Annotated in this window: 16 protein-coding genes; 9 read left to right on the forward strand and 7 right to left on the reverse strand. The window is 68.4% G+C overall.

What is annotated here, in order from left to right:
- Positions 1-2: 2 nt before the first annotated feature.
- Entirely contained in the window at positions 3-1,502 is a 1,500-nt protein-coding gene (locus tag NI1_RS11580) for a CoA-acylating methylmalonate-semialdehyde dehydrogenase (protein WP_067818379.1), read from the reverse strand.
- Positions 1,503-1,636: 134 nt separating this feature from the next.
- Between NI1_RS11580 and icmF the strand changes: the two genes are divergently transcribed.
- Entirely contained in the window at positions 1,637-4,846 is a 3,210-nt protein-coding gene (icmF, locus tag NI1_RS11585) for a fused isobutyryl-CoA mutase/GTPase IcmF (protein WP_067818381.1), read from the forward strand.
- Between the two features lie 51 nt (positions 4,847-4,897).
- The gene (locus tag NI1_RS11590) at positions 4,898-5,959 is read left to right on the forward strand and encodes an amidohydrolase family protein (protein WP_245663178.1); all 1,062 of its coding nucleotides are present in this window, start codon (positions 4,898-4,900) and stop codon (positions 5,957-5,959) included.
- A gap of 45 nt (positions 5,960-6,004) precedes the next feature.
- On the opposite strand, the gene NI1_RS11595 is transcribed toward NI1_RS11590, so the two are convergent.
- Together NI1_RS11595 and NI1_RS11600 are read right to left on the reverse strand one after the other, a co-directional pair.
- Positions 6,005-6,955, reverse strand: a complete 951-nt coding sequence (locus NI1_RS11595) for a DUF2157 domain-containing protein (RefSeq protein WP_084523026.1) — start codon at positions 6,953-6,955, stop codon at positions 6,005-6,007.
- A 52-nt stretch (positions 6,956-7,007) separates the two neighbouring features.
- Positions 7,008-7,643, reverse strand: coding sequence for a TetR/AcrR family transcriptional regulator (locus NI1_RS11600; protein ID WP_067818390.1), 636 nt, complete (start codon positions 7,641-7,643; stop codon positions 7,008-7,010).
- A gap of 104 nt (positions 7,644-7,747) precedes the next feature.
- On the opposite strand from NI1_RS11600, the gene NI1_RS11605 reads away from it, so the two are divergent.
- From NI1_RS11605 to NI1_RS11620, 4 genes are read left to right on the forward strand one after another with little or no spacing between them, the layout of a single operon-like run.
- Entirely contained in the window at positions 7,748-8,584 is an 837-nt protein-coding gene (locus tag NI1_RS11605) for an SDR family NAD(P)-dependent oxidoreductase (protein WP_067818392.1), read from the forward strand.
- A 19-nt stretch (positions 8,585-8,603) separates the two neighbouring features.
- Complete coding sequence (locus tag NI1_RS11610; RefSeq protein WP_067818395.1) at positions 8,604-9,527, forward strand: reductase; 924 nt, start codon at positions 8,604-8,606, stop codon at positions 9,525-9,527.
- The gene (locus NI1_RS11615) at positions 9,524-10,135 is read left to right on the forward strand and encodes an NAD(P)/FAD-dependent oxidoreductase (protein WP_067818397.1); all 612 of its coding nucleotides are present in this window, start codon (positions 9,524-9,526) and stop codon (positions 10,133-10,135) included. Before NI1_RS11610 ends, NI1_RS11615 begins: the two co-directional genes overlap by 4 nt.
- On the forward strand, positions 10,132-11,661 hold the full coding sequence (locus NI1_RS11620; protein WP_067818400.1) for a flavin-containing monooxygenase: 1,530 nt from the start codon (positions 10,132-10,134) through the stop codon (positions 11,659-11,661). The genes NI1_RS11615 and NI1_RS11620 overlap by 4 nt, the downstream gene beginning before the upstream one ends.
- On the opposite strand, the gene NI1_RS11625 is transcribed toward NI1_RS11620, so the two are convergent.
- A complete protein-coding gene (locus tag NI1_RS11625; RefSeq protein WP_067818403.1) occupies positions 11,625-12,395 on the reverse strand; it encodes an SWIM zinc finger family protein in 771 nt (256 codons plus the stop codon). The genes NI1_RS11620 and NI1_RS11625 overlap by 37 nt on opposite strands.
- Complete coding sequence (locus NI1_RS11630) at positions 12,392-15,250, reverse strand: DEAD/DEAH box helicase (RefSeq protein WP_067818406.1); 2,859 nt, start codon at positions 15,248-15,250, stop codon at positions 12,392-12,394. Before NI1_RS11630 ends, NI1_RS11625 begins: the two co-directional genes overlap by 4 nt.
- A gap of 291 nt (positions 15,251-15,541) precedes the next feature.
- Here NI1_RS11630 and NI1_RS11635 point away from each other — a divergent pair, with 291 nt between their 5' ends.
- Together NI1_RS11635 and NI1_RS11640 are read left to right on the forward strand one after the other, a co-directional pair.
- The gene (locus tag NI1_RS11635) at positions 15,542-15,904 is read left to right on the forward strand and encodes a hypothetical protein (RefSeq protein ID WP_067818408.1); all 363 of its coding nucleotides are present in this window, start codon (positions 15,542-15,544) and stop codon (positions 15,902-15,904) included.
- Positions 15,905-15,976: 72 nt separating this feature from the next.
- Positions 15,977-16,693, forward strand: a complete 717-nt coding sequence (locus NI1_RS11640) for an HNH endonuclease family protein (protein WP_439957246.1) — start codon at positions 15,977-15,979, stop codon at positions 16,691-16,693.
- Here NI1_RS11640 and NI1_RS39835 read toward each other — a convergent pair.
- Complete coding sequence (locus NI1_RS39835; protein ID WP_281179490.1) at positions 16,634-17,200, reverse strand: TetR/AcrR family transcriptional regulator; 567 nt, start codon at positions 17,198-17,200, stop codon at positions 16,634-16,636. The two genes, NI1_RS11640 and NI1_RS39835, sit on opposite strands and share 60 nt — an antisense overlap.
- A gap of 125 nt (positions 17,201-17,325) precedes the next feature.
- Between NI1_RS39835 and NI1_RS11650 the strand changes: the two genes are divergently transcribed.
- Positions 17,326-18,066, forward strand: coding sequence for a class I SAM-dependent methyltransferase (locus NI1_RS11650; RefSeq protein ID WP_067818413.1), 741 nt, complete (start codon positions 17,326-17,328; stop codon positions 18,064-18,066).
- 30 nt (positions 18,067-18,096) lie between these two features.
- Here the strand turns inward: NI1_RS11650 and NI1_RS11655 are convergent, their stop codons facing one another.
- Positions 18,097-18,918 carry a sulfurtransferase gene (locus NI1_RS11655; protein ID WP_067818629.1) on the reverse strand — a complete coding sequence of 274 codons (822 nt, stop codon included), beginning with the start codon at positions 18,916-18,918 and terminating at the stop codon, positions 18,097-18,099.
- Positions 18,919-18,952 lie beyond the last annotated feature (34 nt).

The raw sequence follows: 18,952 nt of genomic DNA on the forward strand, positions 1-18,952 counted from the left end.
GATCAGTCCATCGTGGGGATGACGAAGGCGTTGGACTCCTTGAGACCGGAGGGCCAGCGCTGGGTCACCGTCTTGGTCTTGGTGTAGAAGCGGATGGAGTCGGGGCCGTGCTGGTTGAGATCGCCGAAGCCGGAGCGCTTCCAGCCGCCGAAGGTGTGGTAGGCGATCGGCACCGGGATCGGCACATTGATGCCGACCATGCCGACCTGCACGCGGGCCGCGAAGTCGCGAGCGGTGTCGCCGTCGCGGGTGAAGATGGCGACGCCGTTGCCGTATTCGTGCTCGTTCGGCAGGGCGAGGGCCTCTTCGTAGTCCTTGGCGCGCACCAGCGCCAGCACCGGTCCGAAGATCTCTTCCTTGTAGATGCGCATTTCGGGGGTGACGCGGTCGAAAAGCGTCGCGCCGGAGAAGAAGCCCTCTTCGCCGCCCTCGACCACCAGGCCGCGCCCGTCGATGACCAGCTCCGCGCCCTCGTCCACGCCGATCTGCACGTAGTTGTTCACGCGGTCCACGCCGTCACGACCGACCAACGGTCCGAAGTCCGCGCCCGGGTCGTCGGAGAGCCCGACGTTGAGCTTGCCGACGCGCTCGATCAGCTTGTCGCGCAGGCGATCCGCGGTCTCCTCGCCGACCGGAACCGCCACCGAGATGGCCATGCAGCGTTCGCCGGCCGAGCCGTAGCCCGCGCCGATCAGCTGGTCGGCCACATCGTCGAGGTCGGCGTCGGGCATGACGATGGCGTGGTTCTTGGCCCCGCCGAAGCACTGCGCGCGCTTGCCGTTGGCGGTGGCGGTCTCGTAGATGTACTGCGCGATCGGGGTCGAACCCACGAAGCCGACGGCCTTGATGCGGTCGTCGCCCAGCAGCGTGTCGACGGCTTCCTTGTCACCGTTGACCACGTTGAACACGCCCGCGGGCAGTCCGGCCTCGAGGAACAGCTCGGCCAGGCGCAGCGGCACCGAGGGGTCACGCTCGGAAGGCTTGAGCACGAAGGCGTTTCCGCAAGCCAGCGCCGGTCCGGCCTTCCACAGCGGGATCATGGCCGGGAAGTTGAACGGGGTGATGCCCGCGACCACGCCGAGCGGCTGGCGCATGGAGTACACGTCGATGCCGGTGCCGGCGCTCTCGGTGTACTCACCCTTGAGCAGATGCGGGATGCCGCAGGCGAATTCGATGACCTCGAGGCCGCGCTGGATATCGCCCTTGGCGTCGGGGATGGTCTTGCCGTGCTCGGCGGAGAGCAGGGCGGCCAGGGAATCCATCTCGTCCTGGACCAGGGTCAGGAACTTCATGAGCACGCGGGCGCGCTTCTGCGGGTTGTAGGCGGCCCACACCTGCTGCGCCTCGGCGGCATTGGCGATGACGGCCTCGACCTCGGACTTCGTCGCCAGGGGCACCCGGGCCTGGACCTGGCCGGTGCTCGGGTTGTAGACGTCCCCGAATTTGCCGGAGGTGCCGGCGACGTGCTGCCCGCCGATGAAGTGGGTGAGTTCGCGAACCATGCCAGTCCTGTCTCGAAACGTTGCGCGGAGATTGCGCGGTATGTGGCGATCCTATAGTTGGACATCCAAGTATTGCCTGTGGGATAATTCACATCAGCTACCGGTGCGCAATAACTCCCGAAATTGGAGACCTCATGGCCGACCTGCATGTCCCGGCCCATCCCGTGCGGTTCGTGACCGCCGCCGCGCTGTTCGACGGCCATGACGCGGCCATCAACATCATGCGGAGAATCCTGCAATCACAGGGGGCCGAGGTGATTCACCTGGGCCACAACCGGGCCGTCAGCGAGGTGGTGGATGCCGCCGTCACCGAGGATGTGCAGGGCGTGGCGGTCAGCTCGTATCAGGGCGGGCACATCGAGTACTTCGAGTACCTGGCCGAGGCGTTGAAAGCGGCCGGGGCCGGGCACGTGAAGATCTTCGGCGGGGGCGGCGGAGTGATCATTCCCGAGGAGATCGCGCGGCTGGCCGCATCGGGGGTCACCATCTTCTCACCGGAGGACGGGCAGCGGCTCGGGCTGCCGGGCATGATCAACCGGCTGATCGCGGAATGCGATGTGGATCTTTCGATTTCACCGGCCGCCGTCGATGCGGTGCTGACCGGCGACCGCGCGGCGCTGGCGCGCACGCTGACCTGTCTGCAACAGGACAACCTGCCCGCCGCGGCTCTCGCCACCCTGACCGCCGCGGCGGCCGCGCGACGAGTGCCCGTGCTCGGCATCACCGGCACCGGTGGCTCCGGAAAGTCTTCCCTCACAGACGAACTCGTGCGCCGCCTGCGCACCGATCAGCAGGACAAGCTGAAGGTCGCGGTGCTCGCGGTGGACCCGACGCGGCGGCGCGGCGGCGGCGCGCTGCTCGGCGACCGCATCCGGATGAACGCCCTGGACGGCGATCGCGTCTTCTTCCGCTCCCTCGCCACCCGGGGCGAGCGGGAGGTGCCGCGCAATATCGACGATATGGTGATCGCCTGCAAGGCAGCGGGTTACGACCTGATCATCCTCGAGACCCCCGGCATCGGCCAGGGCGACGCCGAGATCACCGGGCACGTGGACGTCTCGCTGTATGTGATGACACCGGAGTTCGGCGCGGCCTCCCAGCTGGAGAAGATCGACATGCTGGATTACGCGGATGTGGTGGCCATCAACAAGTTCGAGCGGCGCGGGGCCGAGGACGCGCTGCGGGACGTGTCGCGGCAGCTGGTCCGCAACCGCGAGGACTTCCACGCGTCGCCCGAGGAGATGCCGGTATTCGGCACCAGCGCGGCGACTTTCAACGATGACGGGGTGACGGCGCTGTATCAGGATTTGAGCGCGCGCCTCGCCGAGCACGGGCTGCCGCTGGAACCGGGCGTACTGCCGCGCGTGAACACCCGGGCCTCGACCCGCTTCGCGCAGATCATTCCGCCCGCGCGGGTGCGGTATCTGGCCGAGATAGCCGAGACGGTGCGCGGATATCACGCGGAGACGGCCCGGCAGGTCCCGGCCGCGCAACGGGTGCAGCGGTTCGAGCAGGTGCTGGCCGAGCTGCCCGAGGAGACTCCGGTCGCGGAACTACTGGATCGCGCCCGCCGCGAACTGTCCCCGGAGAATGCCGCCCTGCTGGCCGGGTGGCCGGCGCTGGCCGAGTCGTACGCGGGCGACGAGCAGGTGGTGCGGGTGCGGGATCGGGAGCTGCGCACCGCCCTGCGCCGGGAAACGCTGTCCGGCAGCTCGATTCCCCGGGTGGCGCTCCCCCGCTACACCGATCACGGTGAGCTGCTGCGTTTCCTGCGCGCCGAGCATCTGCCCGGATACTTCCCGTACACCGCGGGCGTCTTCCCGTTCAAGCGCGACAACGAGGATCCGGCGCGCATGTTCGCGGGCGAGGGCGATGCCTTCCGCACCAATCGCCGATTCAAGGTGCTCTCGGAACACGCTGATGCCAAACGGCTTTCGACCGCGTTCGACTCGGTCACCCTCTACGGCCACGATCCGGCCGAACGCCCGGACATCTACGGCAAGGTCGGCACCTCCGGGGTCTCCATCGCCACCCTCGACGATATGAAGGCGCTCTACGACGGCTTCGACCTGGACGCGCCCGGCACCTCGGTCTCCATGACCATCAACGGCCCCGCGCCGACCATCCTGGCGTTCTATCTCAATGCCGCCATGGATCAAGCGCTGGAACAGTTCTCGGCCACCGAAGGCCGCGCGCCCACCGCGGCGGAAGCCGCCGATTTGCGCGCCCGCACCCTCGCCACCGTTCGCGGCACCGTGCAGGCCGATATCCTGAAGGAGGATCAGGGCCAGAACACCTGTATCTTCTCCACTGAATTCAGCCTGCGCATGATGGCCGATATTCAGGAATGGTTCGTCCGCAACAGCATTCGCAATTTCTACTCGGTGTCGATCTCCGGATATCACATCGCCGAAGCGGGCGCGAACCCCATCAGCCAGCTGGCCTTCACGCTGGCGAACGGATTCACCTACGTCGAGGCGTATCTCGCGCGCGGCATGCACATCGACGACTTCGCGCCGAACCTTTCCTTCTTCTTCTCCAATGGCATGGACGCCGAATACTCGGTGATCGGCCGGGTGGCGCGGCGCATCTGGGCGATCGCCATGCGCGACAAGTACGGGGCCAACGACCGCTCCCGGAAACTCAAGTACCACATTCAGACCTCGGGCCGGTCGCTGCACGCACAGGAGATGAGCTTCAACGACATTCGCACCACGCTCCAGGCGCTCATCGCGGTCTACGACAATTGCAACAGCCTGCACACCAACGCCTATGACGAGGCGGTCACCACGCCCACCGAGGAATCGGTGCGCCGGGCGCTGGCCATTCAGCTCATCATCAACCGGGAATGGGGGCTCGCCATGAACGAGAACCCGCTCCAGGGCAGTTTCGTCATCGACGAGCTGACCGATCTGGTGGAAGAGGCGGTGCTGACCGAATTCGAGCGGATCAGTGAACGCGGCGGGGTACTCGGGGCGATGGAGACCGGATACCAGCGCGGGCGCATCCAGGACGAATCCATGCTCTACGAGCGGCGCAAGCACGAGGGCAGCCTGCCGATCATCGGCGTCAACACTTTTCGCAATCCGCACGGCGAGGAGCAGCGGGTGCTGGAGCTGGCGCGCGGCACCGAGAGCGAGAAGCAGTCGCAGCTGGAACGGGTGCGCGAGTTCACCGAGCGCCATCGCGGCGAGTCGCCCGCGGCGCTCGCGGCGCTGGCCACGGCGGCGGCCGGGGATGCCAATGTCTTCGAGGTGCTGATGGATGCCGCGCGGGTCTGTACCTTGCAGCAGATCACCGATACGTTCTTCACTGTTGGAGGTCAGTACCGTCGGAATGTGTGACAATCCGAATCGGCCGATTCGGACGGAAGGGACGTCATGGACCTTGCGGGAATGACAGTCGTCGATGCGCACATCCACCAGTGGGATCCGTTCACCACGCCCCGCGAGTTCAGTGGCGTAGCCAAGTTGCTCCACTACCTGCCCGTTCCGATGGAGCTGGCCAAGCGGCTCGCGCCGCGCCGGGATCGTGAATTCGTCGGTGACCCAACGGCTTACGCGGGTCCTTATCTGCCCGCGGACTATCGCACCGACGCGGGTGAGGTGCCCGTCGAGGCCATTGTGCATATCGAGGTGGAGTGGTCCGGTAAGGGCCGGCTCGGTCCGGCGGACGAAACCCGCTGGGTGGCAAGCCTGCCGTTCGGGGTGGACACCCCGGCCTTGGGCGCCATCGTCGGCGCGGCCGACCCCGCGCAACCCGGCTTCGCCGAACTGCTCGACGCGCACCGCGCCGCCTCACCCCTGTTCCGGGGCATTCGCACCCGCGTCGAACACCATTCCGATGCCGCCATCCGTTCGCACGCCGAACGGCCCGGGGCACTGACCGATTCCCGTTTCCTGGATGGCTTCGCCGCGCTCGCCGAACGCAAGCTCTCCTTCGAAGCGTGGGTGTTCTCGCAGCAGCTGCCGGAGGTGACGGCGCTGGCCGCGAGCTATCCGGACGCCACCATCGTGCTCAACCATCTCGGCACGCCCGCAGGCGTTTTCGGCCCGGTGGGCAAGCACACCGGGCGCAATCCGGGCGAACGGCGTGAGCTGTTCGTGCGCTGGCGCGACGATATCGCCGCGCTGGCCGCGCATCCGAATGTGGTGGCCAAGGTCAGCGGCCTGATGATGCCGATCCTCGGGCACCCCGTCCCGCCGCGCGGTGAGACGACGCCCGTTCCCGTACTGCTGGAACGGATTTCGCCGATGCTGCATCACGCCCTGGACGTGTTCGGGGCGGACCGGCTGCTGTGGGGATCGAATTTCCCGGTGGACAAACCGATTACCAGCATCCCCGATGCCGCCGAGGCGGTGGCGACGGCGCTCACCGATCACGGCGCGGACGCCGCCGCCCTCGAACAGGTCTTCCGCACCACCGCGCAACGCGTGTACGGCGTCGACAACTTCTGAAAAGCGGTCCACGACTGGCGAATCGCCGCCGGCTCGGCCCCGGCCTCAGCCACGACCGAGCCGGAGCCCGCCGATACCGAGCACGACCGCACCGGCGACCAGGATGATCACGGCCGCGCCTACCGAGTGATCGGTCCACTCCCATACCGCCTGCACCACCGCGAAGGTCACGAACGCTCCGCCGCCGAGCACCAGCACGGCGTTGCGGTCGGTGAAGTAGAGCGTGAAGCAGGCCGCCGCGGTCAGCAGCAGTATCGCCGTGGTCCAGCCCGGCGCGTGGTCACCGGCGAACTCCGCGCCCACCGCGGCGATCACGAGCGCGATGAGGTACCCGGCCCAGACCGGGACCGCGCGCCCGAGCCGGCTTGCCGCCAGCCAGATTCCGGCCAGCCCGGCCAGCGCCAGCCCGACCCGGAAGTCGTCGAGATCGGCCCACACCCCGATCACGCCCGCCACCGCCGGGGCCGAGAACCAGGCGCAGGCCAGCAGGCCCAGCAGCGAGGGCAGCGCCGCGTAGCCGAGCATCGCGATCGCCGCGCCCACCACCGCGCCCCACACCCATGCGGTGTCCCCACCCTGGTCATCGATGGCCAGCCCCACCAGCAGCGCGACCGATATCGAAGCCAGCGCGAACAAGGTGGCCGCCAGCCGGGTGGGGCCGGTGCGCGCGCCGCCGTCGGCCTGGAAGAGCCCGCGCCGCCCACCCGCCAGCGCGGCGCCGCCGGCGATCAGCCCGATCGAAATCAGGGCCACCGTCAGCAGTTTGCCGGCCCGGCCCAGGTCGTCCCAGGACGAGTCGACCAGCACGATCAGCCCGGCGAGCACCAACCCGGTTCCCGCATAGGCCGCGATCTCCGCGATCAGCCGCGCCGGCGGGTGCCGGGCCGCCCGCTCCCGGACGACCGCCGCCACCACGGCATCGCGCTGGTCCCCGGTGAGCACCCCTTCCTCGACCAACCGCGCCAGTGCGGTCCCCACCTCACGATCAACTGTCATGCCTCATTATCGGTCCGGCCACGGGTTTCGCCGCGGAGCCGGCCCGGCCGGATCAGTCCGGCAGCGCCAGGTATTGGGTGCCGAGCAGGTCGGCGGTGTGGCAGACATGGTCGACGATGGCGGCGGTGTCGGCGTCGATGGTTCCGGTGCGCCAGGCGGTGAGCAGTTCGGTGAAGCCGCCGATGCCCATGAGAGTGCTCATGCGGAAGGCGGATTCGTCGATGCCGGGGCGCAGGTAGGGGCGGCCGGTGGCGATCAGCAGGTCGGTGGCCTCGGTGAGGGTGGCTTTGCGGCGCTCCTCGAGCACGCGGCTGCCGGCGTGATTGTCGAACAGGATGCGGGCGTGGCCGTTGGCTTGCAGGTCGATGGCGCGGGCCACGGCCCGGTGCAGGATCTCCAGGGGCGGCTCCGAAAGGTGTTCGGCGACAACCCCGGAGAGTTCACCGAAGACTTCGAAGCAGACCTCGTCCCAGACCGCGCCGAGCAGTTCGTCGCGGTCGGCGAAGTGCTCGTAGAAGTAGCGGTCGTTGAGGGTGGCGCGGGTGCAGACGCCGCGCATGGTGACCGCGGCCCAGCCGTGCTCGAGCCAGATGTGCAGGGCCGCGTCGAGTATCCGGCGGCGGCGTTCGGCACGGCGTTCCTCGGGGGTGCGGCCGCCCCAGGTTCGGGCGGGTGCGCGGACGTCCATGCTTGACAAAGTAGCGCACCGCGCGCCTAATTGGTGGCAGGTGCGGCCAATGATGGCAGATGCCACCAGTTGACCGCCCGGATGCTGATTCTCCGGGAGTTCCCATGCGGCTCAATCCATTCGGCGGCGCTCGCCGCACCCGGCAAGCGGACGCGGTGGTCACCGGCGCCGGCAGCGGGATCGGGCGGGCCTTCGCGGTCGAGCTCGGCAGCCGCGGCGGGCGGGTGGTCTGCTCCGATATCGATCCGGCGCGGGCGCGGGCGACCGTGGACCTGGTCACCGACGCGGGCGGTAAGGGCTTCGAAGTCGTGTGCGATGTCAGCAGCCTGAATCAGGTTGGAGCGCTCGCGGATACGGCCGAGGAATGGTTCGGCAAGCCCGCCGACGTGGTGGTGAACAATGCCGGGATCGGGCGCGGCGGAGCCGTGATCGGCGATGCGCCGCTGAGCGAATGGCATCAGGTGCTCGACATCAACCTGTGGGGAGTCATCCACGGCTGCCACGTCTTCGCGCCGCGACTGCGCGCCGCCGGGCACGGGGCCATCGTGAACGTGGCCTCCGCGGCCGCCTTCGGCTCCGCACCGCGCATGGGGGCGTACAACGTGAGCAAGGCGGGCGTGCTGGCGCTCTCGGAAACCCTCGCGGCCGAGTTGTCCGGCTCCGGCGTGCGGGTCACCGTGCTCTGCCCCACCGCCGTGAAAACCAACATCCTGGAGGGCGTTTCGATCGGCGACGAAGCCGTCGAACGCTGGGGCGACCGGCTGCTGCGCTGGACCGGCCGACCGCCCGCCGCCATCGCCCGCACCACCCTCGACGCCGTGGACCGCGGCCAGTTCTACGTGGTCCCCCAGGTGGAGGCCAAGTTGATCTGGCAGTCCAAGCGACTGCTGCCCGACCAGTACACCCGCGCCGCCGGACTGCTGGAGCGGCTGGTGCGGTAACCCGCAAGGAGTCTGAACAATGGCGTTCGCATATTCCGACATGCTCGGCACGATCAAGGACCGGCAGTGGGCACTCGCCGATATCGATTGGGACGCACCGGGAGCCGAGCTCATCACCGCGGAGCAGCGGCCCGGCCTGGCCCGATTCATGGCGGATCTGGTGTGGATCGAACATGTGGGTGCGCGCGGGTTCGCGGCACTGACCAAGCGTGCGCCCGAAGGCCCGCTCAAGGAGATCTACCGGCACTTCCATGCCGAGGAGCAGAAGCACGCGAATGCCGAACTGGCGCTCATGCGCCGCTGGGGAATGCTCGACGGCGACCGGATGCCGGTGCCCAACAAGAACATTCGCCTGATCATCCAGTGGCTGGACCGGTACGGCGACGGACTCACGCTGCCGGTACTCGGCACCGTGATCCCCGCACTGGAGTGCGCCCTGGACGGCGCATTGGTGAAGTTCCTCCTCGACGAGGTGCGAGATCCCCTGTGCCAAGAGGTGTTCCGCAATATCAACAGCGATGAATCCCGGCATCTGGCCGTCGGCTTCCAGGTTCTCGAACAGCTCGGCGCGGGTCCCGGACGGCGTATCGCCATCGAGACGGCCGGATACGCCCTGCGCCCCACCGTCCTGATGGGCGCGCTGCTGTACACGCCGCTGCTGTCCCGCATGTCGGCCAACATCATGGCGATGGGGCTCGACGAGGACAAGCTCTGGAACGCGGTCCGCCGCTACGAGAAGGCGGGCGAGCGCAGCCCGGATATCAAGCGGCTGCCGCTGTTCCATCTGGTGCGCACGCACGGGCTCGCGACCATCAATCGCCGACAACCGATCCAGGCCGTCAACGACGGACTGAACAAGGCCATCGACCGATTCCCGGTACGGATCCTCGGTCGGACGCCGTCCTGGTCGAAGGCGCTGACCCACGAACCGGTGGCGAAATGAGTGCGCCCGTCCGGCGCGGTGATCGGCGTGGACGCGGGGCGGCGGACTTCCGGGGTCCGCAATTGCGCCGCACTCGCTGGCGCGACGACTTCGACCTGCGCGGGCAGCACGCGGCCGTGATCGGCGACGGTGCGGCGGTGGCCCGGATACTGCCGCCGATCGTGGCGCAGGCGGCCCGGGTGACCGTCTTCCAGCAGACGCCGGTGTGGGTGCTGCCGAGCCCGCCGCTACCGGGCGTGTGCGCGGTCGTGCGCCTGCTCCCCCCGGATCTGCTCGGCCTGCTGCCCTCGGACTCGGCCCCGCCACTGCCCGGGGATCGCGCCCCCGAACACCCACGCGCCGCACACTGGCTCACCGCCGCCGTGCTGCGGCGGGCGGCAGCGGCGAATCTGCGTGTGCAGGTGCGGGATTCGTGGCGGCGGCGGCAACTGACCCCCGACACCACCGCCGCGGTGCGTCTGCACAACCACTATTACCGAGCCTTGGAAAGCCCCGGCTGCACCCTGATCACCTGGCCCATCGCCCGGCTCGCCCCGCTGGGCATTCGCACCGTGGACGGGATCGAGCATCGGGTGGACTGCATCATCTACGCGGAGGACGGACTATGAGCACCGTTGTCGACCACGAGATCCTGATCGTCGGAGCCGGATTCTCGGGCATCGGCATGGGAATCGCCCTGCGCAAAGCCGGATTCGAGGATTTCGTGATTCTCGACGAGGCCGACGGTGTGGGCGGCACCTGGCATTGGAACACCTACCCCGGCATCGCCGTGGATATTCCGTCCTTCAGTTACCAGTACTCGTTCGAACAGCAGAACTCGTGGTCGCGGGTGTACGCGCCCGGTAGGGAGCTCGAAGCCTACGCCGAGAAGTGCGTGCGCAAGTACGGGCTGCGGCCGCGAATCCGCTTCGGCACCACCGTCGCTCGCGCGGATTTCGACGACGAACTGCATCTGTGGCGGGTCCGGACCGCCGCGGGTGAAGAGCTCACCGCGCGATACCTGATCGGTGCGACCGGGGTGCTGACGCGGCCCAAGCTGCCCGATATTCCGGGCGCGGAGCGGTTCACGGGCATCATCATGCACACCGCGCGCTGGGATCACACCCAGGACTTGCGCGGTAAACGGGTGGGCATCATCGGCACGGGCGCATCGGCCGTGCAGGTGATTCCGGAGATCGCCCCGGAAGTCGCGAAACTCGTTGTCTTCCAGCGCACCCCGATCTGGTGCCTGCCCCGGCCGGACGCCCCGATCTCCCCGGCGGTTCGTGCCATCATGCGGCTGCCGGGCGGGCAACTGCTGACCCGGCTGCTCAGCCAGGCGTTCGTGGAGATCACGTTCCCGCTCAGCGCGCACTATTACAAGGTGCTGCCGGCGGTGAAGCTGGGTGAGCGCACCGGGTTGGCACACCTGCGAGATCAGGTCGACGATCCGGAGGTACGGGACAAGCTCACGCCCCGCTATGCGCTGGGCTGTAAGCGCCCGTCGTTCTCCAACGACTACCTGAAGACGTTCAACCGCGACAACGTGACCTTGGAGACCGATCCGATCACCGAGCTCACCGCGACCGGATTGCGCACCGCCGCAACCGATCACGAGGTGGATGTGCTCATCATGGCGACCGGCTTCAAGGTCATGGAATCGGGCAATATGCCCACCTTCGACCTGCACGGCAGCGCGGGGGTGCGGTTGGAGGACTGGTGGGACGAGAACCGGCTGCAAGCCTACGAGGGCGTCAGCGTGCCCGGGTTCCCGAACTTCTTCACCATCATCGGACCCTACGGCTACAACGGATCCTCGTACTTCACGCTCATCGAGATGCAGACCCGGCATATTCTGCGGCTGCTCCGCCGGGCCCGCAAGCAGCGGTCCACCCGCGTGGAGGTGACCGGCGAAGCCAATGACCGCTACTTCCGCGAAATGCTGAATCGCCGTGGCACTCAGGTGTTCTGGCAGGACAGCTGCGCCCTGTCCAACAGCTACTACTTCGACAGGAACGGCGATGTGCCACTGCGTCCCATGAGCACCGTCGAAGCCGCCTGGCGGGCAGGGCATTTCAGCCTCGACGACTACCGATTCGAGCAGGTACCGGCGGTGGATCACGCACCCAGCGAGCGGTACAGGGCGCGAAGCTGACGTAGCCCGCTCTCGGCGCCGCGCTCGTCCTCGGCCGTCATGCGCAGCGCCTGCCGCAGCAGTATCGCGTCCAGATCCTCCGGCGCCGGGCGGAAGTCGGGTTTCGGCAGGCCCGGCAGCGTGGTGTCGTCGCCGTAGATATCGGTGGACTCCTGCCCCGCTCCGGCCTGCTGAACGCTGCCGATGAGCGCGTCCAGCTCCACCCCGCGCAGGGTGAGCATGTCGATCGGCCGCTCGTCCAGCCGCTCGGCCAGCACGTAGCAGACCGCCGCCACATGCTTGCAGGGCCAGCCCATATCCGGGCAGGTGCAGGAGAAGTCGAGTTCGGAGGCGGTGGTGGGGAGCAGCAGCGGACCCAACGCCTTGGGCAGGGTGCCGGCGGCGATCTCACCGAGCATGCCCGGCGTCGAACGCACCAGCTCCACCAATTCGTCGAGCCGCTCGTCACGCAATTGCCGCAGGGTGAGCACGCAGATGAACGGACGCGGCTGGCTGCCCTGCACCTCCGCGCCGACCGCGCCGGGCTCCAGGTGATAGCTGATCACCTGCCCCGCACGGGCATAGGTGCGACCACGCGTCAAGCGGCCCGCGTCGGCCACCTGCTCGACGGCCTCCAGGAACGAACGGCCCCACCAGGTCTTGGCGAAGGCCGCACCGCGCTGACTGCGCGCGGCCACCCCGCCCTGCACCGGCCGCCGCTTGCCGAACTCCGAGTAATCCACGTACGGGCTCATTCGCCGACCGCCTCCGCACCCAGAGCGAACAGTTCGCGCAGTTCGTCATTACCCAGTTCGGTGATCCACTTCTCCCCGGAGGTCACCGTCAGATCCGCGAGCCGGCTCTTGCCCCGGAGCATGTCGTCCACCCGCTCCTCGATGGTGTCCACGCAGACCAGCTTGCGCACCTGCACATCCTTGCGCTGGCCGATCCGGAAGGCGCGGTCGGTGGCCTGGTTCTCCACCGCCGGATTCCACCAGCGATCCAGGTGCACCACGTGATTGGCGGCGGTCAGGTTCAAACCGGTGCCGCCGGCCTTGAGCGAGAGCAGCATGAGCGGCGGGCCGTCCTCGGACTGGAAACCGGTGACCATATCGTCGCGGCGCTGCTTGCTCACCCCGCCGTGCAGGAACGGCACCTCGGTGCCGAAACGCTCGGTCAGATACGGGGCCACCAGATTTCCGAACTCGGCGAACTGGGTGAACAGCAGCGCCCGCTCGCCGTCGGCGATGACGGACTCCAGAATGTCCTCCACCAGCCCCAGCTTCCCGGACCGATGGTGGCCGCGCCGCAGCAGCGCCGAACCGTCGCTCAGATAGTGCGCGGGGTGATTGCACACCTGCTTGAGCCGGGTGAGCGCGGCCAGCACCGCGCCCTTGCGCTCCATCCCCTTGGCGGACTTCAGTTTGGCCGACATATCGTCCAGCACCGCCTGATACAGCGCGGCCTGCTCCACGGTGAGGTTGGCGCGCACCGTCATCTCGATCTTCTCCGGCAGGTCGGAGATGACGGCCGGATCGGTCTTCACCCGGCGCAGCACGAACGGCGAGGTGATGGCCTTGAGCCGGGTGACGGCATTGGCGTCCTGCTCGCGTTCGATCGGCACCGCGAAGCGCGCATGGAAGTCCTTGGGCTTGCCGAGCAGTTTCGGGTTGGCGAAGTCCAGGATGGAGCGCAGCTCCTCCAGGCGGTTCTCCACCGGGGTTCCGGTGAGCGCCAAGCGATGTCGCGCCTGCACCAGTCGCGCGGCGCGGGCCTGGCGGGTGCCGGCGTTCTTGATGTGCTGGGCCTCGTCGAGCACCACGCGCTGCCAGGGCTGCCCCTTCAGCTCCTCCACATCCCGGGCCAGCAGGGCGTAGGTGGTGATCACCAGATCCGAATGCGCCACCGCCGCATCCAATTCCGCACCCGAACGGCGGGCGTTGCCGTGATGGACGAGCACCCGCAGATCGGGTGCGAACCGTTCGGCTTCGCGCTGCCAGTTGCCGACCACCGACATGGGGCAGACCAGCAGGGTGGGGCCGATCGGCGCGGAATCCGGTTCCCGGGCAACGGTTTCCCGCTCGTGCACCAGCAGCGCCAGTACCTGCACCGTCTTACCCAAACCCATATCGTCGGCCAGGATCGCGCCGCAGCCGAGCCGGCTCATGGTGGCGAGCCAGGTCAGGCCGCGCTGCTGATACGGCCGCAGCTGCGCCTTCAAGCCGACCGGATCGGGAACGGGTTCGATCGCGTGGTCGGCGTCGAAAAGCTGTGCGGCCCAGCCGGTCGCGCTGACCTCCTCCAGCGGCACCCCGAGCACCGGGCTCTGCGCCAGTTCGGCGAAGAGCCCGCCGATGGTGGTCTCGGTGCCGTCGGTCCGGCCCGCCACATAGTCGGCGGCCGCGGCCAGCATTCGATGATCCGCCTGCACCCACTCGCCGCGTAACTGCACCAGATCCGATTTGGACTGCACCAGCCGGTGCATCTCGGCGGGGGTGAGCACGATGTCGCCGAGCGCCAGCTCCCAGCGGAACTTCACCAAACCCTGTAGCCCGACCGCGCTTTCGGTCGCGGCCGGGCTCTGCACCCGCAATTTCATGGTCGGCGCGGCCACTCGCCAAGCGCGCGGCAGCAGCAGCTTCACCCCGGCGGCTTGCAGCACCGACGCGCCGTGCGCGACCAGATCCATCACGACCTCGGTCGGCAGGAACAAATCCATGCTCCGGGCGTCCCCGGGCAGATCCCGCAGCCGGGGATACGCCTGCTTGGCCGCGGCCAGCTTCTCCCCCGCGATCCGCACCAGCAGTGGATCGCCGGGCAGCAGCACCGGTTGCGGCGCTTCACCTTCCGTGCGCAGGCACACCTCCAGCCGCCACAACCCCCCGGTGTCCTCCTCCTCGGGCTCCAGCAGCCGCAACAGCAACTCCGGCTCGTCCACCGTCAGGCTGGTCCGCCAGTCCTCCAGCACCGCCGCCACCCGATGCGAACCCGTCTCCAGGGGTTCGGCCGCGAGCAGGGCGGCGAGCAGCGGATGCGATTCACCCTCCGGGGCGGCGCCGGCATCCAGGCGGATGCGGGCGATGGGGTCGGTCAGCTCGGCGACCAAGTTCTCCAGCACCGTGGCGGGCTGCCCGGCGACCTTCAGGGCCGGCGGCAGGGCCACGGCGAGCTCGGCCAGCCAGGCGCGCTGCCGCTGCCCGCCGACCAGCCGCCAGCGCACCCACCATTCGCCGTCCTCGCGCCGGACCTCGGGCACGATCCGCCCGGCCCGCACCCAGCGGTCCACCCCCCTGGCAACATGCGCGAGGAAGCGCAGATCCCCGGCCACGGTCCCGCTGGGCAGCGCTTGCAGCAGTACCCGGGCGGCGGATTCGGGGGCCAGGGCGTGCGCGCGGACCTGTGCGCGCTCCGGGCCGTACTCCCCGTTCACCAGCACCTCGGCCTGGTGCCGGAACTTGGCCGACCGCACGATCGCGCCCAGCGGATCGGGCAGATTCGCGGCATCGACCGTGGTCAGCGGCTCGCCGGGGGACGCCGCGGCGGCCGTGGCCGCACCCGGGTGGTGCCACAGCAGCAAGCCCGAGCCCGGTGACCACAGTCCGTGCAGCATCCGACCATCAAATCAGCCGGGTCCGACAGCCCGGAATCAACCCGTTATGCCGTGTTTCCGAGGTGTCATCCGGGGCATTGCGGAAATCCGGCAAATCACCACCCCCGCCGGGTCTTCTTTTTTCCGCCGTATCGGAACATACTTGGATATCCGCAGGTCACCGCATACGGCGAGGTCGCTTGTGCCCGTCCGCGACGGGATTCGGCGACGGCCGGCGGGGGCGCACCCTGATAATCCACCGCGACTCAATCCGGAGCCGTGGCACTTTCGATACCGAGGGAGGCCGTGGAGATGACGATTCTGCTCCAAGTGCTCGAGCAGAGCTTCACGCCGACAACGCCGTGGGAACGACGCAAGTTCACCTTCGTGGACACGACCAAGATCGTGGGGATGCGCCTGGACGGGCAGTCCGGGGTCTGGCTGGATCTGTCCAGGCCGGGAGAATCACAGCGTCTGGCACGGACCGTCGATCCGCGTGATTCCATCACGTTCCTGCTCACCACCTTCGCCAAGATCGCCGAATGCGAGGATCGCGGCGGCTCCTGGCTGATCGGCCACGATGGCGCGCACAGCGAATCCATCCAATCCATGCGGTATCCACCGCAACTCTCCGAGACCGCGGCGGACGACCTGCTCGCCCACGCCTGGTTGTAGACACGCCCGCGCGGGTCGCGCGAAGACGCTCGAAAGCGGCGTAGGACAGCCGCTTTCGGGTAGACCCGTGGTGTGTCAGCACTTCACGGGTCCCGCTTTTCTCGGATTCCGGCCGCGCTCGCGGTGCTCGCCGCGCTGATACTGCTAGCGACAGGGTGCACAGCTATCAGCGGGGAAACCGCGCCCGCGCCCGGCAGTCCGGCCCGGGCGGAGATCGAAAAGCTGCTGGCCGCAGTACGAGTCGTCGATGCGCGCGGGCATCCGGGCGGATACGAGCGCGGGTGCAAGAGCGGGCAGGGGTGCGTGTTCGGGCCGGCGTGGAGTGACGACCAGGACGCGCCGGGTGGGCACGACGGTTGCGACACCAGGAACAACGTTCTGGGGCAACAGCTTTCAGCGGTTGTGCGCAAGGGCGACTGTGTCGTGGTCTCGGGCACGCTCGATGATCCGTACACCGGCAAGCGCATCGAGTTCACCAAATCCGATGCCAAGGATATTCAGATCGATCACGTGTATCCGCTGGCGGCGGCCTGGGATATGGGCGCGTCCGGATGGAATGCGGCGCAACGGCTGCGGTTCGCCAACGACGTGGAGGTCAATCTGCTGGCCGTGGACGGAAAGACCAACCAGGACAAGGGCGATCGCACACCCGGCGACTGGTTGCCGCCCTCGCGAGCCGGGCACTGTTTCTACGCCGGCAAGTACCTCACCGTCGCCACCCGCTACGAGCTACCGGTCACCGCCGCCGACCGCGACGCGCTCGCCCGCATAGCCCGAACCTGCCCATAATTCACCGAAGAGCCGGAACGCCTGCGCCGCGGTGAGCGGATCGCGCTCGTCCACCACCGCCTCCTGGAGGCCGAGCACCCCCCAGGACAGGAAGGTGATGGCCGCGGCCGACTCGGCGGGCTTCCGGTCCAGGTGCGGACCCAGATGTTCGGTCAGCAGCTCGGCGTACATCTGCCGGACCGCCCGCAACACGGTGGCATTCGCGCGCGGACCGACAAGCGGGCGATAGACCCGCGGATGCTCACCGGCGAGCCGGAACAGGATCGACACCGGGGCCAGCGGTGACGGTTCGGCCGGGCGGGCGGCGAGTTCGCGGGAAATCATCGTCCGCACGTGTTCGGTACAACTGACCACCAGCAGATCGTCCTTATCGCGATAGTGAGCGTAGAAGGTCGACCGCCCCACGTCCGCGCGATCGATGATGTCCTGCACCGTGATCCGCTCGTACGGTCCCGCGCTCATGAGTTCGATCAGCGCCTGGTGCAGTGCCAGCCGAGTGCGCCGCACCCGCCGATCCACCGGCGGCGACGGAACGGGCGTTTCCGCACACTTTCCGGCATCGTGTCCGGAACCGTACGGATTCGCCAATTCTGGTTCTGGCCTGGACTTTTCCATCCTTCGATGATGGACACATGACCCGAAACGAACAAGCCTCCGGAACCGAATCTCGGCAAATCGGCGCCCTGATCACCTGGCCCCGCCGCTACAACCTGCTCACCGATCTGTTCTTCCTCGGCCGGGCCGACCGGCTCATCGCGGAACTCGCCGACGCCAGTGGCGTGCGATCCGGCGATCACGCCGTCGATATCGGCTGCGGTCCCGGCCGGTTGGTGCGTGCGATGAGCGAACGCGTCGGACCCCGTGGGCAGGTGGTCGGCGTCGACCCCTCGGCCCCGATGATCGACTACGCCGGCACGCACTCGCCCGCCAATTGCCGCTTCGAGCTCTCCCCCGCCCAGTCCCTGACCCAGCCCGACGCCGCCTTCGACGTCGCCACCTCCACCTTCGCCATGCACCACATCCCCGACACCGAACGCGAACGGGCGCTGCGGCAGATCCACCGCATCCTGCGCCCCGGCGGACGGCTCATGCTCGCCGACGCCACCCCGACCAGCGGAATCAGCAGCGCCGCGATCCGTTTCATGGCCCGGGTGTCGGCCCGGCGGCACGCACGCGGCGGGCACGAACACGGCCAGCACGCGCACGACAGCGGGCGCGGGCACGACCGGGCTGGCGGCCGGTCCGGCGATCCGCTGGCCGCGGTGGACGTTCAGCGGTACCGGAAAGTGCTGACGGACATCGGCTTCACCGATATCGAGTACCGCACCAGCCGCTTCCCGGTCGGCATCCTGACCGCCGTCAAGCCGGACTGAAACGCGGTCCGGGCGGGCGATACGCCCTGGTTACAGCGGCTCGGGGCCGGTGGCGACGGGCCGCTTCGGGTCGTTGGACCACTGCGACCAGGAACCCGGGTAGAGCGCGGCATCGATGCCCGCTACGGCCAAGGCGGCCACCTGGTGGGCGGCCGTCACCCCGGAGCCGCAGTAGGCGGCGACCTGACCGGAGCCGAAACCCTGGAAACGCGAACGCAATTCGTCGACCGGCTTGAAAAGCCCCTCGGCCGTGAGGTTTTCGGCGGTCGGCGCGCTGACGGCACCTGGAATATGTCCCGCGCGCGGGTCGATCGGCTCCACCTCGCCCCGATAGCGTTCGCCCGCACGGGCATCCAGCAGCAGGCCCGCCCAGGACGCGGCGGCGTCGGCGTCGATCACCGGCATATTTCCGGAGGTCAGCACCACATCGCCGGTCTCGGGGTCGGGCTCCTCACCCGAGACGATCTTCCCGCCCGCGCGTTCCCACGCCGGCAGCCCGCCATCGAGAATGAACACCTCCGGCATGCCCGCCCAGCGCAGCAGCCACCAGGCCCGCGCCGCCGCCATCCCGCCGGTGGCGTCGTAGACCACGACCGTATCCCCTTCGCGCACACCCCAACTGCGCGCGCACTTCTGCAAATGCGCGATATCCGGCATCGGGTGCCGCCCCTTCGCGGGCGAGGGCGGTGCGGCCAGCTCGGTCTCCAGATCCACGAACACCGCACCCGGAATGTGTCCGTCCAGATAGTGCTGCGGACCGTCCGGATCCCCCAGCGCCCACCGCACATCGAGCAACCGGGTCCGGGAATCCCCGCCCGCCAACCGCTCCTGAAGTTCCCCGGCCGAGATCAGCACCGCGCTCAAGCCCACTCCTCTTCGCAGAAAT

Origin of the sequence: Nocardia inohanensis NBRC 100128 (assembly GCF_001612945.1) — a bacterium.
In the GTDB taxonomy this organism is placed as follows: Bacteria; Actinomycetota; Actinomycetes; order Mycobacteriales; family Mycobacteriaceae; genus Nocardia; species Nocardia inohanensis.